Origin of the sequence: Thermus islandicus DSM 21543 (genome assembly GCF_000421625.1) — a bacterium.
GTDB classification, from domain to species: Bacteria; Deinococcota; Deinococci; order Deinococcales; family Thermaceae; genus Thermus; species Thermus islandicus.
Genome location: NZ_ATXJ01000022.1, coordinates 1 through 14,003 on the forward strand (window position 1 = coordinate 1; position 14,003 = coordinate 14,003).

10 protein-coding genes and 2 pseudogenes are annotated in these 14,003 nt (G+C 61.2%); 5 read left to right on the forward strand and 7 right to left on the reverse strand.

The features are described from left to right. A pseudogene (locus H531_RS14525) lies at positions 1–572 on the forward strand (hypothetical protein); the annotation flags it as partial. A gap of 71 nt (positions 573–643) precedes the next feature. Beyond that, positions 644–2,458, forward strand: a complete 1,815-nt coding sequence (locus H531_RS0111045) for a GmrSD restriction endonuclease domain-containing protein (protein WP_281167155.1) — start codon at positions 644–646, stop codon at positions 2,456–2,458. A gap of 140 nt (positions 2,459–2,598) precedes the next feature. Here the strand turns inward: H531_RS0111045 and H531_RS13515 are convergent. The 7 genes and pseudogenes from H531_RS13515 to H531_RS0111080 all read right to left on the reverse strand — a co-directional run. After that, positions 2,599–3,002 (reverse strand): annotated as a pseudogene (locus H531_RS13515) (IS701 family transposase); the annotation flags it as partial. Positions 3,003–3,087: 85 nt separating this feature from the next. Next, entirely contained in the window at positions 3,088–3,879 is a 792-nt protein-coding gene (gene cas6, locus H531_RS0111055; RefSeq protein ID WP_022799398.1) for a CRISPR-associated endoribonuclease Cas6, read from the reverse strand. Next, positions 3,879–6,323: a CRISPR-associated helicase Cas3' gene (gene cas3 / locus H531_RS0111060; protein WP_022799399.1), complete on the reverse strand. Its 2,445-nt coding sequence runs from the start codon at positions 6,321–6,323 to the stop codon at positions 3,879–3,881. The genes cas6 and cas3 overlap by 1 nt, the downstream gene beginning before the upstream one ends. Beyond that, on the reverse strand, positions 6,290–6,712 hold the full coding sequence (locus H531_RS14910) for a hypothetical protein (protein ID WP_245540682.1): 423 nt from the start codon (positions 6,710–6,712) through the stop codon (positions 6,290–6,292). Before H531_RS14910 ends, cas3 begins: the two co-directional genes overlap by 34 nt. 371 nt (positions 6,713–7,083) lie before the next feature. After that, positions 7,084–7,974 (reverse strand): hypothetical protein, encoded by an 891-nt coding sequence (locus H531_RS0111070; protein WP_022799401.1) that lies wholly within the window; start codon positions 7,972–7,974, stop codon positions 7,084–7,086. 1 nt (position 7,975) lies between these two features. Continuing rightward, positions 7,976–9,919 carry a hypothetical protein gene (locus tag H531_RS0111075; RefSeq protein ID WP_245540683.1) on the reverse strand — a complete coding sequence of 648 codons (1,944 nt, stop codon included), beginning with the start codon at positions 9,917–9,919 and terminating at the stop codon, positions 7,976–7,978. A 294-nt stretch (positions 9,920–10,213) separates the two neighbouring features. Continuing rightward, a complete protein-coding gene (locus tag H531_RS0111080) occupies positions 10,214–11,188 on the reverse strand; it encodes a helix-turn-helix transcriptional regulator (RefSeq protein ID WP_022799403.1) in 975 nt (324 codons plus the stop codon). Between the two features lie 642 nt (positions 11,189–11,830). Between H531_RS0111080 and cas4 the strand changes: the two genes are divergently transcribed. The 3 genes from cas4 to cas2 are packed head-to-tail and all read left to right on the forward strand — an operon-like array spanning position 11,831 to position 13,667. Then, complete coding sequence (gene cas4, locus H531_RS0111090; RefSeq protein WP_022799405.1) at positions 11,831–12,418, forward strand: CRISPR-associated protein Cas4; 588 nt, start codon at positions 11,831–11,833, stop codon at positions 12,416–12,418. After that, complete coding sequence (gene cas1 / locus H531_RS0111095) at positions 12,409–13,386, forward strand: CRISPR-associated endonuclease Cas1 (RefSeq protein ID WP_028490815.1); 978 nt, start codon at positions 12,409–12,411, stop codon at positions 13,384–13,386. Before cas4 ends, cas1 begins: the two co-directional genes overlap by 10 nt. Then, on the forward strand, positions 13,383–13,667 hold the full coding sequence (gene cas2, locus H531_RS0111100; protein WP_022799407.1) for a CRISPR-associated endonuclease Cas2: 285 nt from the start codon (positions 13,383–13,385) through the stop codon (positions 13,665–13,667). Before cas1 ends, cas2 begins: the two co-directional genes overlap by 4 nt. Positions 13,668–14,003 lie beyond the last annotated feature (336 nt).

The following is a 14,003-nucleotide window of genomic DNA, read 5'->3' on the forward strand; positions in this document are numbered from 1 at the left end:
AAGGGGTGCCCGTCTCCTTGGTCCAGGACAAGGTCTACTACCACGAGCTGGGGCACGCCTACATGGACACCGCGGACTTCTTTCCCGACCCCTACCGGGAGAGCTGGGGCCGGGTGGTGGAGGAGAGCCTGGCGAACCTGGTGGCCTTCAAGCGGTTCCAGGGAAAGGAGGCGGCCCAGGTGGCCCGGCTCATCCAGGGCCAGCCTCCGGAGTACCGGGGGTACGCCGCGGCCGCGGCCTTCCCGGCGGCCTTTCCCCCCTTTCCGAGGGAGGTGTGGGAGGAGTGGTTCAGGGCGATGCGGGAAGAGTGGGAAGAGATGCGGGAAGAGCGGGAAGAGTGGGAAGAGTGGTGGTGGCGCCACCACCACTTCTTGGAAGACCTTCCGTGGCGGCTCCGGTGGCGGCTCCGCAGGATTCTTGAAGAAGCCCCTTGGCTGGTTTACGGGTTTTCTTCCCCCGGCCTCCTTAGCTCATGGCGGGAGAGCAAGCGCAGGGGTCTTTGGCGAGATCGCCATGGGAGACTCTTCTGGCGAGCAGTTGCGCGAACGCTTTTGGAAGAGGTGATATCGTAGGGTAGCCGCAGGGGGTGTGCAAATGAGGGAAGTTTAGCAGTAGCCATCATCACATAGAGATTGCCGATCTCCTGAGCAGTGTTCATGGGCACGAGTACCAGATTCCGGAGTTCCAAAGAGAGCTTGTCTGGAAGCCAGAGCAAATCCGGCAGCTCCTGGTTAGCCTTGTCCAAGGACACTTTGCTGGAACTCTTCTGATGTTGAAATTTAATCCCATGACACCTCCCTTCGCTCACAGACTGATCTACGGAGTCCCCAGCTCTTCCGGACCTTCCCATCTTACCACGGCTTACTCTGTACTGGACGGACAGCAACGAATTTCCTCGGTGTATTATGCTTTCCGCCACCCAAGCGTCTCCCTTCCTAAGGGGAAGAAGCCCTACCGTTTCTTCTTAAAGTTAGGTGAGCTACTAGATGAAGACTTTGATGAGGCGGTGGCAGCAGAGCCCGAAGGCTCGCCCGAGTTTCGAACCTTGGTTGACGAGTGGATCAGGGGAGAGGCGCTACCCTTTGGCCCCGTTGACCCTTCCTTCTTGCCAGAAGGTGCTTCCCCCCCCTATCTGAAGACCCTCTACGACTTGTTGTCTGCAAGTAGTGGTGCTTTTCTACAGGCCTATCTCATGGGCACAGAAAGCCCCTACCTTCAGGAGCAGGGCAAGCTTAGTGACTTTCTTAGCCCCTTGTTGGACTACGCATTTGTCGCGATCGTTATTTCGTTCTCGTCTATCTTTACGCCCTCAGATGTAATCAGAGTGATAGCTCCTTTGTTTGTTAATGTCAACTCCAAAGGAACCAGGCTTACCCTCTTTGACCTCGCGGTGGCCCACCTCTTTCCCGTGCTTCATGGCCATGTTAACCTCAGGGATTTGTGGAATGATCTACCCACCACCCATCCCGGGCTGGAAACGTTCATTGAAGGCGAGTGGATAGACCCCGACGACCTCCTGCGAATCATGGCTTTGATCACGGGGGGCTCGGTCAAAAAGAACGCGCTCTTGGAACATCTGCACCGTGTCGCAAGCGACCTCACTACGGGAAAGACGGTCACGAGTCCCGCAGGCCATACCTTTACCTCCTTCCGCAACTTGTGGGACGAGGCTGCTTCGTGCTTGGAGAAGGCCTGTAATCGGGTAATCAACGACTACGGAGCGCTCAAGCCCCAGTGGATTCCGTACACCTCTATGCTCGTTCCCCTCGCTGCCTTGATCCACGTGGAGAAGATAAGTCGCGATCCGAATGCCCGTAAGAAGGTGGACTGCTGGTACTGGCATAGTGTGTTCTATGAGCGCTATGAAAAGTCGGTGGATACCACGGCCATGGCGGATTTCCACCAGGTAACCGGCTGGATTCTAGGCACCTCGGACAAACCCTCCTGGATTTCTGGCGCAGTCCCCCCGGGGTTGGACCTTAAATCAGAGCAAGATCGCAAATCCACCATTTTCAAGGCCGTGCTCAACCTGATTGCCTTGGCAGGGGCTAAGAACCTGCTGAACGGTGGTTCTCCCGGAACGAACCTTCAGCTTGACCATATGTTCCCAAAGGATAGCGCAAAACCCTGGTCGAGGCATAAGTGGATTAACTCGGTACTCAACTTCACCTTGCTAGAGTCCAGCGTAAACAAGGCCAAAAAGAGCAAGGATCCGGATGTCTTCTACAGTAGCAACATGGTCCTCGAGCACAGAGCAAGCGGCAGGAGCGTGAGGAACACCTTCCGAAGCCACTTGATAGGACCTGGGGCGGAAAAGGCTTTCTCGAAGGCTTCCAGTACGAGCCCAAGCGCTGTTAGCGAGTTTGAGAAGTTCATTGAGGAGCGCGAGAAGGATGTTCTAACTGCAATCCAGGATCAGCTTTCGCCCTGCGTGGAACCGACTACCTACCCGGACTAGACCGCTGGGCTCCAGCGAGCCCCAAGAGGCGAAGGGGGGAGAGGGGATTGAAGGAAAAGATTTCTAGGGCAGCCTTCTTCCCCCTCACCCCCTCCCGCGGCCTCCACCTGCACCGGTAACAGAAGGCTCAAATCCAGGCTCAGCTTACCTGCGATAAGTCTCCTTCGGCATGGGTAGAAACTCAACTTCAGCCGCTCCAAGACCTGCCTCGCCGCGTACCAAGCGTCAAACAGTACGCCTTCCGGCTGAAAGCCCTGCTCCTCCGCCCACTCCAGCAGGGCCAGGGCCAGATCCAGCTTGCTCTCCTCCCCGAAGTAGGGCAGGAAGGCCAGGGGAATCCGCCGCTTCCCGTCCGTCCAGGCCAGCACCCCCAGGGACAGCCCAAACACCCAAGCCCCCGTGGAGGTATCCCGGGTCTTCTTCAGGCCCAGCTTGCCTGAGCGGCAGCGCTGGATGAGGTAACCTCGGCCAGGGCGGAGGTATTGATGGGGCTTTGAGCTGAAGCTTCTAGAGCGCGCGGAACAGGCCGTGGTATCCTCTTCATTGGGCCTCCCTAGTCACCGGAGGCCCATTTTATCGGGGATCTTCAGCACCGCGTAAGTCCGGTCCTTCACGCAGAGAGCCGCAAACTAGCTCCTAGGGATTTCCACCACGGGAAGGGCCAGGCCCATGCCATAAGGGGTCTTAGCGCCTACCCCACTGAAGAAGGCCAAGGTATGCAGGCGCCCTAGGGCTTCTTGGGCCTCGAGGCTCTCGCTCCAAAGCCTGAGGGTCACCTCCCCGGTGAAGCCGGGGAAAAAGCCCTTACCTGCCTGGACCCGCCGAAAGCGCAGGTTACGGAAGCCCGCGACCTCGATATCCAGGGCAAAGAGCTCCCGCAAGGCCGCTTCTACCCGGGGGTTATAGGGAAAGGGGCTGTGGGCCTGCCACTTGTCCAGAAGCGAGCCCACGATGAGCCGGGGATCGGGCAGAGGGGTGTAGCGGGTACGCCCGCCCGGCTTTGAGGTAGCGAAGACGGTGGGGGTGAGGAAACGCAGGGTGGCCCTTTCCCGCCTCGGGGCTTTTTTTAGTTCTTCCCAGGAAGCAGCTCCGGCGAGGGGATGTCCCTCGCCTGTGGCCAGGACCCGCGCCAGCCGGTATGGGGTGTCTCCCAAGGGGAACCCCTCGGGGGCCATCTCCAACAACACGCGCAAAAACGGCGCGAAAAGTCCATCGTCCAAGGTGGTGAGGCGGAGGAGGAGAACCCCCCTCCTCTCCGAAAGGGGCGCCAAGGTGAAGGGCTTCCGCGGAGCCATGTGGAGCTTCTCCGCAAGCAGAGGATCTATCCGAGAAAGTAGGGTGAAGAAGAGGCCGTGGGCGTACTTGGCGGGGTAGAGGGGAGGCTTTTCCCCGATGAGCTCGAGGACCACGGCCTGCGGCATCAGGTCTCCTCCTCTTCCTCCTCTTCCTCGGCCTCCTCCCCACCCCCAACGGGCTCCACCTCGGCCGACTCCCCCAGGTACCAGAGAACCCGCTTGCCACCCTCCGAGATCTGGTCAGAGTCCAGAACCTCTCCCGAGGTTGTACCGATGCCCCTTGTAGGCGCGAACAGGAGTTGGACCCGTTGAGGGTCCGGATGGCGAATCCGCAAGAAAACCTTAGGGAGCTCTACGAAACCCAGTTCCGGATCGTACTCGTAAGGGTAATCCACCACCAGCTCCCGCCCATAAAGCTCCCCCGAGCGCAAGGGAACCTCTTTCCAGCGTCGGTTACCCTCCTCTCCGTCGGTAAAACGCCGTTCCACCACCTCCACCGGGGTGAGCTCCTCCTTCTTACCGATAAGCCGGTCTATGGGGACCTCCACCTCGTCCTCCCCCTTGCGCAGGCGAACGCTGGGCGTCCAGCTACGGGTGGCCACAAAGCCTTTGCGGTGAAGGGGCTCTTGGGTGAGGTCTAGCCCATAGACATATTCCCACAAGGCTTCAAAAAGGGTTTCCGCCCGGAGGTCCAGGTACCTGGGGTAGCGGATCGCCTCCCGGAGGCGCTCCTCCCCTCCTTCAGCCAGGTCCGTGCCATCCAGCTCCTTCAGGAGTTCCACGTATCCCTCCGGCAGGCCCCCCAGGTACTGGGGATACTCCTGGCCCACCACGTAAGCCTCCCCCCGGCCCTCTCCCCTCCGGTTCACCCTGCCAAGGCGCTGCATGAGGTTTTCCGGGGGGCAGAGGGTGCTGATGAGGACCTCGGCATCCAGATCCACCCCCACCTCTATGGCGGGCGTGGTGATCAAGATGTAGGGTTCCTTGTCCTTGTCCCGGCGCTTGACCTCCGCGAAGACCTTCCTCCTCTGCCCCTCCGCCAGGCGGCCGTGGTAAAGGAAAACCCCCTCTCCCCTAAGCCTCCGGTATACCTCCACCGCTTCCTTGACCTCCTCGAGGGCCACCAAAATCCGCTTGCCCCGATGTTTTTGGACAATTTCCGGGAGGTCGCCCTGCGGACAGTAATGGAGCACCCGGCTTGGCCGCCTTTGCTGGGGATGGTTCAGGATGCCCTCGAGGAGAAGCTCCTCCGTGTAGGTATTAGGCATGGTGGCGCTCATGACCAGGAAGCGCACACCCGCCTTGTATAGCGAGGCGATCAACCGGCGGAAGTTGACCCAAGCAGTGGCCTCGTACAGGTGGACCTCGTCAAAGACAAAAAGTGTCCTCCGGTCGTGGATTCGCCGCGGAAAGGTGTAGGACTTGGCCCCTGCGGCGTAGCCGAAGTAGCGGTAGAGAAGTTTGTCCAAGGTGGTGAGGATCACATCGGCATGGTAAAGGTGCCGCTCCGCGGTGGCCTCCTCTTGGCCATCCGCACCCAAGCGAAAGCGCACCTGCCGGTGACCCGTGTCTACCACCAAGGCCTGCGGCCGCCCCTCTTCTCGGGCCAGGGTTTTGAGGTAGCGGCGGAAGCGCTCCTCCAGGTCGTCCACCAGGCTTCGCGTGGGCAGGACGAAGACCAGCCGCTCCCCCCGGGCCAGCGCGGGAAAGGCCGCGGCCTCGGTCTTGCCCGTTCCCGTGGGGGCGAGGAGGAGGTGCGCCGGACTTCCCCTGGCAATCTCAAAAACCTCCTTCTGGAAGGGGGTGGGCTTCAGGGAAAACTTGGCGTAAAAGGCCTCCGCGTCTTCCTCCCTCCTCGCCCCACCCGCCCAGGGCCTAAGGCGCACCCGGCGCTCCTTCCTCTGGAACCCTTCGGGTTCCTTTCCCTCCTCCAAGGCCTCTACCAAAGCCCGCCCCCAACCCTCCACTACCTTGGCCTCCTCGCCCCGGTAGGGGTGGAAGTAGGCCAAAAAGTCCAGAAGTACCTCGTCCTCCCGGAAGGGCCAGGGGTCTAGGAAGAACCCGTCCTCGCCGTCGGGGAAAAGATCAAACTCCACGAAGGAGCGGACCTCCCCCGCCTTTCCCTCCCATAGCCGCACCGCGAGTTCCGCTTCCAATTGATCGGCCATCATGAGGAGGAAAAGGTCCTCAGGGAAGCGGTGGGCCAGGCCTTCCGCCACAAAGTCCGAGGCCGCGCTCACCACCTCGGGGGTGGAGTAATCGTGGTGGCCGCGGATCAGGGCCTGGGCGTAGGGGTCTTTCACCTCTTGGGCGATCCGGAAGCGATGCCCGCGAAAGCTGTAGGTGAGCCTACCCTTTTCTTCGGTTATGCGGAAGGTAAGCCGCTTGCCATCGTCGTGGTGTTCTGCTGCCAAGAACAAACGCTCCTTGGTCTTGGGTGAAAGCGCCAAAGGCGCCTCCCCTTCCCGCCACGCCTTCAGGAGCTGGACCACAAGCCCCTGATGGTGGGAGAGGGGCTGGAAGCCCACCTCCTCCGCTAAGAAGAAGACCCTGCCGATCCCTTCACCCATAAGTCCACCAGATCCCAGGCGAAAAACCTCCCTTCCAAGGAGAACCCCCTGGCCCGGCCTCGCCCCTCCGGGAGGACGAAGTACGCCCCTTCGTACCCTGTGACCGGGCTTGGCTCGGGGCTTGCGGGCTCAGGGTCCTCGCCCTCCCCAAAGGCAAAGCGGTAGATGGGATAGGCCCCCTGAACCCGCCCCTGCCACTTCTCTGCCCTCACCGGGGTCAAGGGCTCGTCCTCACGCTCCTCAGGATCTACTTCGCGGGGCTCGCCCACGGCCTCGAGGTAAGCGAACCCCTCTTTGCCGAGCTTGGCCCCGTAACCCTCAAGCTCCAAGAAGGGCGTGAGCTCCTCTTCCTTCTCGGCCAAGACCGCCCCCAGAAACTCTTCCACCACGAGGTATTCCCAGGTGTGCAGCTGAAGATCCCCTCCCTTGGGGGGGCTGCCCTGTCGGCGGAGGCGGCTAAACTCGCTGTGGTTGAGCGTCCGGGGCCCGTGCCGGTGAGTACGGTGGATCCTCCACCCCCCCACGGGATAAGCCCCCAAGGGCACATACCGGCGCGGGAGGACGTAGAAGCAGGGACTGTTCCCCTTCCTTTGATCCGGGGGAAGAAGGCCTGCTTGGGCCCAGAAAAGACGCCTCAGCCACCCGGAAAGGGTGGTAGGGGGAAGGAAGGGGTACGTCGCGATGTCCAGGATGGATCCGGGAAGCACCCGGAAGGTAAGGGCCGAGGTGGGTCGTATGTAAAGGGGTACCACAAACATAACTACTTGGAGCCCTTTGGCATAGCCAAATCTGGCAGGTCTTGACTCACGAAAGCTTCGGCCAGGCGCCGGAGCTCCTCTAGGGCCTCTTTCCCCTGGTAACGACGGAACAGCGCCTCCCCTTGGGGAGCGTCCGCCGCCCGGCGCCGGAACTCCGCAAGGGCCTCGCCGGGATCCTTGAGCGTGGGAGGGAGGACCACCCGCCGCCCTAGAGGAGCCTTGTAGCGGTCCAGGACCAGGTAAGGCCCGAACTCCCCGTCCTCATAGAAATCCAGCCCCTTGGGGTTTCCAGCCCCAAGGCGGGGAAGGCTTTTGAGGAAGGCGTAGGCTACCGGTCGGAACTCCTTCTCGCTGGCGGAAAGAACGTGGTTATAAACGGGGAAAAGCAGACCAGGAGCCCCATACTGCCGCTTGAAGGGCTGAGGCTCCTCCCCCGATTCCCTTCTAAGGTTGGAGGGGTGCATGGCCCGCTGCTTCTCTAGAGGCTCCAGGCCAGGTATGGCCACCCCGCCCCCGTGGGTAAGCCGGCCAATAAAGGTGGTTCGTTCTCTACCTCCCTTCTTCTCCGTGACCAAGGCCCCATAAACCCGGCAGATGGGGCAGTTTTCATCGCCGCAGGTGTTGGGAATGCCGCAGTCCAGGAGGTCGGTAAGAAAGAAGTGCTTCCCGTCCCTTTCCACGGCAGCGTAGAGGAGCTCCCGCCGCTCCACCCCCCGGCGTTTAGTAGGGGAAAGGTAAACCCGCTCGCTGCCGTCAGGGAGGATCACCGTCTCAATGAGGTTCACGTTCACCTGGGTTTCGTGACCGAAATAGACCTCCTGGGGTGCGTAGAGCACGGCGTAGATGTCCCAGTGGTAAAGGGGTTCCGTCTGGGGGCTGAGTCCACTTGCCATCCTAATCCTCCTTTCCCATGCGGATGTACTGGGGGAACCTCGAGGCCAAGCTCAACCGCACCTCGTAGATGAAGCTCTCCCACGCCTTGCCCGGATAACGCCCTGCCAGATGGGCGTAGACCCGGTGAAGATCGTCTTGGGAAACCACCAGGAAGCGGCTTTGGGAGTCTTCATCCTCCTGAACCGCGGCCCCCGCCTCCTGGAGGAGCCGCATGGCCTCCCGGTAGAAAAAGGGACCGCTGGATTCGTAAAGCCGGGCCTGGGTGCTGTCCAGGCTGTAAGCGGCCACGTAGAGGAAGTTCCCGGGTCGCCCCAGGTTGTCTAGAAGCCTCACCACTGCCCTTTTGGCCTCCTGCGTGTTCCGGCCCACCTTGCTCTCCACGTACCCCACCCAGGCACCGAGGAGCCCTGTGAGTCCCGCTACGTCCCGGAAGCGTTGGGCTAGATCGGTTTCTTTCATATCCACCCCCCTCTCTGCGTTTAAAAGAAGCGCGTACCTTTGCAGGCCCTCGTCCAAAAGGCGTGGTTCGGCCACCCGGCCGTAGCGACGGGCCAGGGTGTAGAGGGCGTGCCAAGGAAGGTCTCCAAGGGCGTAGCGCAGGGCCTCCCCCAGGTCGCGGTTGACCGTATCGCCCTCGATAGGCCGGGAACCAAAGGCCTTTTGCAGGACGTGAGAAAGCCACAGCGCCCTAGGGAGGAGGGGGATCTCCTTGGCCCCCTCCAGCAGGTAGAAGGGGAAGCGCTCCAGCACCTTTGCGTTCACTTGGTCACCCAAGGCCTGGAGCGCGTAGACCACACGGCCGTAGGCTTGGCTAAGGGGCCTTCTCCGTTCCACTGTGGGGCTATTGAGCTGGATATACCGTCCAGCGGCTACGTGGAGCGTTCCCGTAACGAAGAGACGCACGAAGTAATGGGCCGCCTCCGGGGCCTCGTACGTTCCCACCCGCACCAAAACGCTCCCCTCCCCAGGCTTGATGGGGGAAAGAAGCGCGAGGGCCGCGCAGGAGAGGCAGACCCAGGGTTCTTCCTGGCCGCTGCCGCTTTGCAGGCGCTGGCTGGGGCTGGCGAAGACCAGCTTGCTCGCTCTTATCTTCCCTTGGCTTAGGGAACCGCCACAGCCATAGCAGACGCCCGCCTTGTCCCCCGGGTCCCTAAAGCGCAAGGGCAAGGGAGTGGCCGAGACCAAGGGGAGCACCTTGACTTTCGGGTCCTCAAGGCTTAGGAGTCGGAGAAACTCCTCGAGGATCTTAGTGAACTTGTTGCCCACGGCGGTGCTGAGCTGGTTTTTAGCCACGGCACCGAAACGAGACAGGTAAGGCCTAAGCCTCTGGATGGCCTGGGGTGCTTCGGTTTCATACGGGTCCAGCCACTTCCAGAACAGATCTAAAGGGTCCTTATGGTCCTTATCTAAATGGTCCTTAACCCGCTCTAAACCCTCCAACCCGCTCTGCTTCCTTGTGACCTTTGCCAGCTCCTCCCACTTTCCTTTAAGCGCATCCGCGTACTTTTTGCGCTCTTTTTCCTGGGCCTGCCGCAGCTTTGTTAGCTCACTGAGCCTCTTGGATCTCTGCGGACCCTCGGGAAGACCGGAAGCCTCAGCTTCCAAACGGTCTATCTTCCGATCCCGGTCCACCAGGCGCTCCTTGACCCCAAGCAGGCTGGCCAAGTACCAGGCGGCAAGGAAATCCCGGGCCCCCAGGGTGACCACAGGCACCTTCGGGGCGCTGATCCCCCGCGCGGCCAGTTGCACGGAGTTCAGAAGGGGTAACAGCCTAGCGGAAAGCCCCTCCAGGCTGAAGGCCTTTTCAATGTATTCACTCCAAATACTCTGGATGTCCAAGGGCGGGGCTTTGCCGCTGACATACACCTTTACGCACCCCACCCCCCGCTCCACCACGGGGTAGCCTCGAGCATCAAGATGCTCCAGGAACGCCTCTATCGCCACCTCGTAAGCGGCCCGAAGCTGAGCCTCCCCGGGAAGAGGAGGGAGGTACAAAAGCCTGTCCCCGCCGCTAGGGGCAAAAGATCCTTGCGCCCTCCCCGGCGCGGTGCGCAGATGGCGTAGATATTGGGGCCCTATCCGTTCTAGAAAAGCTGAAAACTCCGCGTTATCCGTCCACTCTTTGCAGTGCAATAGGGCATCCTTAGGAGCTGCACCGTGGTGCACGTCGGCCACGAGCCGCTTGGCCTGAGCCAAAGTAAGCGGTTCTGCCGTTACCTGCCCCATACTACCCCCAGTCTAGGCCCGCCGTGTCACCCCTTCCGGTGACAAATTGGCCTCCACCGCGCCCCTTGCCCAAGCCACCACCCGCTTCCTTAGCTCCTCGGGTTCCAGCACGGTAGCGTGGGGCCCGTAACCCACGATGAAGTGGACCAAGTCCTCGGAAAGGGGCACTTCCACCTGCCAGACCACGCTCCCATCCGGAAGGTCTTCCACCACCTGGGTGGGATGACGACGGGTGCGGCGGATGAAACCAGCCTTTACGGGGCTGAAGCGCACCCTGACCCGCACCGGGGGCCCCTCATTGGAGAAGGCCCGGAAGCGGCTTTGGGCGTAGGCCCTTACGTCAAAAGCGGGTTTCTTGAAGCGCTCACGGGTAAGTCTGAGCTCCAGGATCTGGTCCAGCCTCAGATCCTTTACGGGGTTGTGGCCCGCCTGTCGGGAGTTGTGGTTGGCGCCTACCAGGTAGAGGTGAGGGTCCCAGGCGATGAGGGCATAAGGGTCAAAGCGGTAGGTCTTGACCTGACCTTTGGCGTTTTTGTAAGTGACCTCGCAGGTGATCCCCTTGCGAATGGCCCGCACTGCCCGTTCAAAGAGCCCCTCGGGGTACTCGTCGGCAAGAGGGGTGTAGATGAGGGGTTCTTCTCGGGGCGCAGCCCTAAGGGCCAGATCCCCTTGCGCCAGGCGTTCCAAAGCCTTCTTGGCTAGAGGGGTAAGGGGGGTTACCCGCTCCACCGCGGCCCTTAGGGCTTCGGCCTCCTCCAGGGTGAGGCGGAAGACCATCTCCGGGGAAGCCTCGAGGCGCATCCACCCTGGGGGAACCTCCGGATTTTCCCTGTGGGTCTCCACCCAAACCCCGAGGCTCTGGGCCTTTTCCCGCAGGCGGTACACGGTCTGCCGGGCCACTCCCAACCTGATGGCAATCTGTTGCACGGAAAGCCCCTGGGGGTGCTCCCTAAGAACCTGGACAAAATCCGGGAGGCGGCTTTCCATGTGTAGCATCATCTTATCCCCAAAGCCCTTGCCCGGCAACGGTACCCCACCTGTGCCCCAGGGAGGCTCAACGAACCTGGATTCCTCCCAGCACCTTCACCTTTTGCGTCAGCCCGTCAAGGGGACCCTCGCCCTGCGGCAAGGCCAACGCCTGAGCGCGCGTCCGGGAAAGGGAAAGGGCCGCGGAGAGGCTTCCTGAAGAGTACGCGGTGATGTCGTAGCTACCCCTGAAGGTCTCCCCTTGAAAGGTACCCCTGACCAGAACATAGCCGTTAGGGGCATCCACGCGCCAGCTGGCCTCCTGGCCTGAACGGCTACCCCGAACCTCCCCCAAATAGTTCCACCCCGTAGACAAAAAGGCGTAGTGGGAACCCGAAAGAATCCCACCTTGGTCGCGCAGAACGAAGCGGACGGGGACGGAATCGTACGGGTAGCTCCGATTCGTGGCCACCCCCTCCCAGGTGCCGCTCGCGTTGTACTCGCTCCCGCTGCAGGCGGCCATCCCAAGGGCAAAAAGGGCCAAAACCCACCTTAAGCGTAAACCCTGCCACATGGGTTCCACCCTATAGACCCCGTGTCCCCACCTTCAGTGACAACTCTGCGTCACCTAAAGGGGCGACAACGGTGCGGTAGGCGTAAGGCATGGGCCACGCAAGAGGCCATCCCGACTACCTACCCCTCTCCAAGGTAAACACTGTGGTCTACTGCCCTCGGCGTTTTTACCTGGAGTACATCCTGGGTGAGGTCCACGCCAACCACCATCTGATTGAGGGACACTACCTCCACCAAAGGGCCTACACAGAACCGGGGGAGGAAAGCGGACTTTGGGCTTGGTCGGACCGGCTAGGGCTTGTGGGGGTGGTGGACCGGCTGGAGTGGCGGAGAGGGGAGGCCTGTCCGGTGGAATACAAACTGGGACGGGCCCACGAGGAAGCCCACTTCTCCGACGCCGTGCAGCTCGCGGCCCAGGCCCTGTGCCTTTCGGAATCGCGGGGCATTGAGGCCAAGCGGGGTTTCGTCTACTACCATAAAAGTCACCTCCGCCGAGAGGTGGTCTTCACGCCGCAGCTCTTTCTCGCGGTGGAGGAGGCTGTGGCCCGGATGCGGGCCCTTCTTCAGAGTCAGATCCCTCCAGGAGTAGAGGTACCTCCTGCCAAATGCGAGGGGTGCAGCGTGCGGGAAGCCTGCCAACCCGAGCTATGGCGGAAGGGGGTGGCCAGGTGGGTGTAGTCTACGTTCTGGAAAGCGAGGCCTACCTCTCCAAGGAAGGGGGCACCCTCAAGGTGACCCGGCGGGCCGGACGGGAAGTGCTCCTGCAAAAACCCCTCATCGCGGTGGAGGAGATCGTGATCCTGGGCAACGCGGTGGTGACCCCGGCCCTCCTTAAGCACTGCGCCCAAGAGGGCATAGGGATTCACTACCTCTCCCTTACCGGAACTTACTATGCTGGGCTCACCCGCACTCCGGCCAAGAACGCTCCTGCACGGGTGGCTCAGTTCAAGGCCTACCTGGAACCCAAGCGGAAGCTCGCCCTCGCCCGGCGCTTCGTGTTAGGCAAGCTCAGAAACGGCTTGGTACTCCTGAGGCGTAACGGTGCCCCTGGCTGGGAAGCCCTGCGGGGCGCCCTTGCCGAGGCCGAGGGGGCCCAAGACGAGGATGCCTTGCGAGGGGTGGAGGGATTGGCCGCAGATGCTTACTTCCTGGCCTTCGCTAGCCTCTTGCCCGAAGGCTTCCAGTTCACCGAGCGCAGCCGCCGCCCACCTCGTGACCCGGCCAACAGCCTGCTTTCCTTAGCCTATACCCTGCTGGCCAAGGAGTGTGAGGCCGCCCTTCATATCGCCGGGCTGGACCCCTACGTGGGATTTTTGCACGAAATTCGCTATGGTCGGGCTTCGTTGGCCCTGGACCTAATGGAAGAGTTCCGTAGCATCCTGGCGGACTCGGTGGTGCTCACCCTCCTCAACAACCGCCGCCTCACCCTCGAGGACTTTGATGACACCGAGGGCTACCCGAGGTTGCGCAAGGAAGCCTGGCCTAAGTTTCTACGGGCCTGGGAAGAACGCCTTGCCGAGCGGGTGCGCCACCCCCTCCTGGGCAAGAGCCTTTCCTACCGCAAGATCCTCCTGGCCCAATCCCGCATTCTCGTCAAGCACCTCCTAGGGGAGTTGCCGCAGTACGAACCCTTCACGGTGCGATGAAGGAACTTTACCTCGTCATCGCCTACGATACCCCATCGGACTCGAGGCGAGTTAAGCTGGCCAAGCTCCTCAAGGGCTTTGGCGAAAGGCGACAGTATTCCCTGTTCGAAGCCCGCCTTACCCGCGAGCAGTGGGCCCATCTCAAGGGAAAGCTAGAGGCCCTGGTGGACAAAAATGAGGACATCCTGGCGGTGTACTTTCTACCCCCAGAGGCGGTGGAGCGGACCTGGAGGATCGGTCACAAGGGCCTTAGGCGCCTCGAGGATCCAGAGTTCGTTTAAGGCAAGAAGGGGTGTGGCAGAGCCATTTTTACCCCCCACGGCTAAAACGCAAGAGGGTGTTAAACCTTCTAGCTTAGTCCGCGCATGCGAAGGACACTTAATGGCCACCCCTGGACCCAATCAACAGTTCACGCCCTTCAGAAAGGCACTCTTTAAGGTTCATGACTTCCTCTTTTTTTACTTCGCGTGCGCATGTGTCCAGGACAAGATTAAGCCTCTTTAGCCTTCGCCTCTCCCCCTTTCAGGGCTTTACCCAAAACTCCTTCCTCGCCCTCCCTTAGCCTGCTTCAAGAGTTCTTGGGTGACTTCATAGTTGAGCAGGCGAACCAGGCCCCT

What these genes read in the sequence shown, in the direction of transcription:
- cas6 (WP_022799398.1), bottom strand. Translation starts at nt 3,879, where the DNA reads ATGCCGCAGGCCGTGGTCCTCGAGCTCATCGGGGAAAAGCCTCCCCTC.
- cas3 (WP_022799399.1), bottom strand. Translation starts at nt 6,323, where the DNA reads ATGGGTGAAGGGATCGGCAGGGTCTTCTTCTTAGCGGAGGAGGTGGGC.
- H531_RS0111070 (WP_022799401.1), bottom strand. Translation starts at nt 7,974, where the DNA reads ATGGCAAGTGGACTCAGCCCCCAGACGGAACCCCTTTACCACTGGGAC.
- H531_RS0111080 (WP_022799403.1), bottom strand. Translation starts at nt 11,188, where the DNA reads ATGGAAAGCCGCCTCCCGGATTTTGTCCAGGTTCTTAGGGAGCACCCC.
- cas4 (WP_022799405.1), top strand. Translation starts at nt 11,831, where the DNA reads ATGGGCCACGCAAGAGGCCATCCCGACTACCTACCCCTCTCCAAGGTA.
- cas2 (WP_022799407.1), top strand. Translation starts at nt 13,383, where the DNA reads ATGAAGGAACTTTACCTCGTCATCGCCTACGATACCCCATCGGACTCG.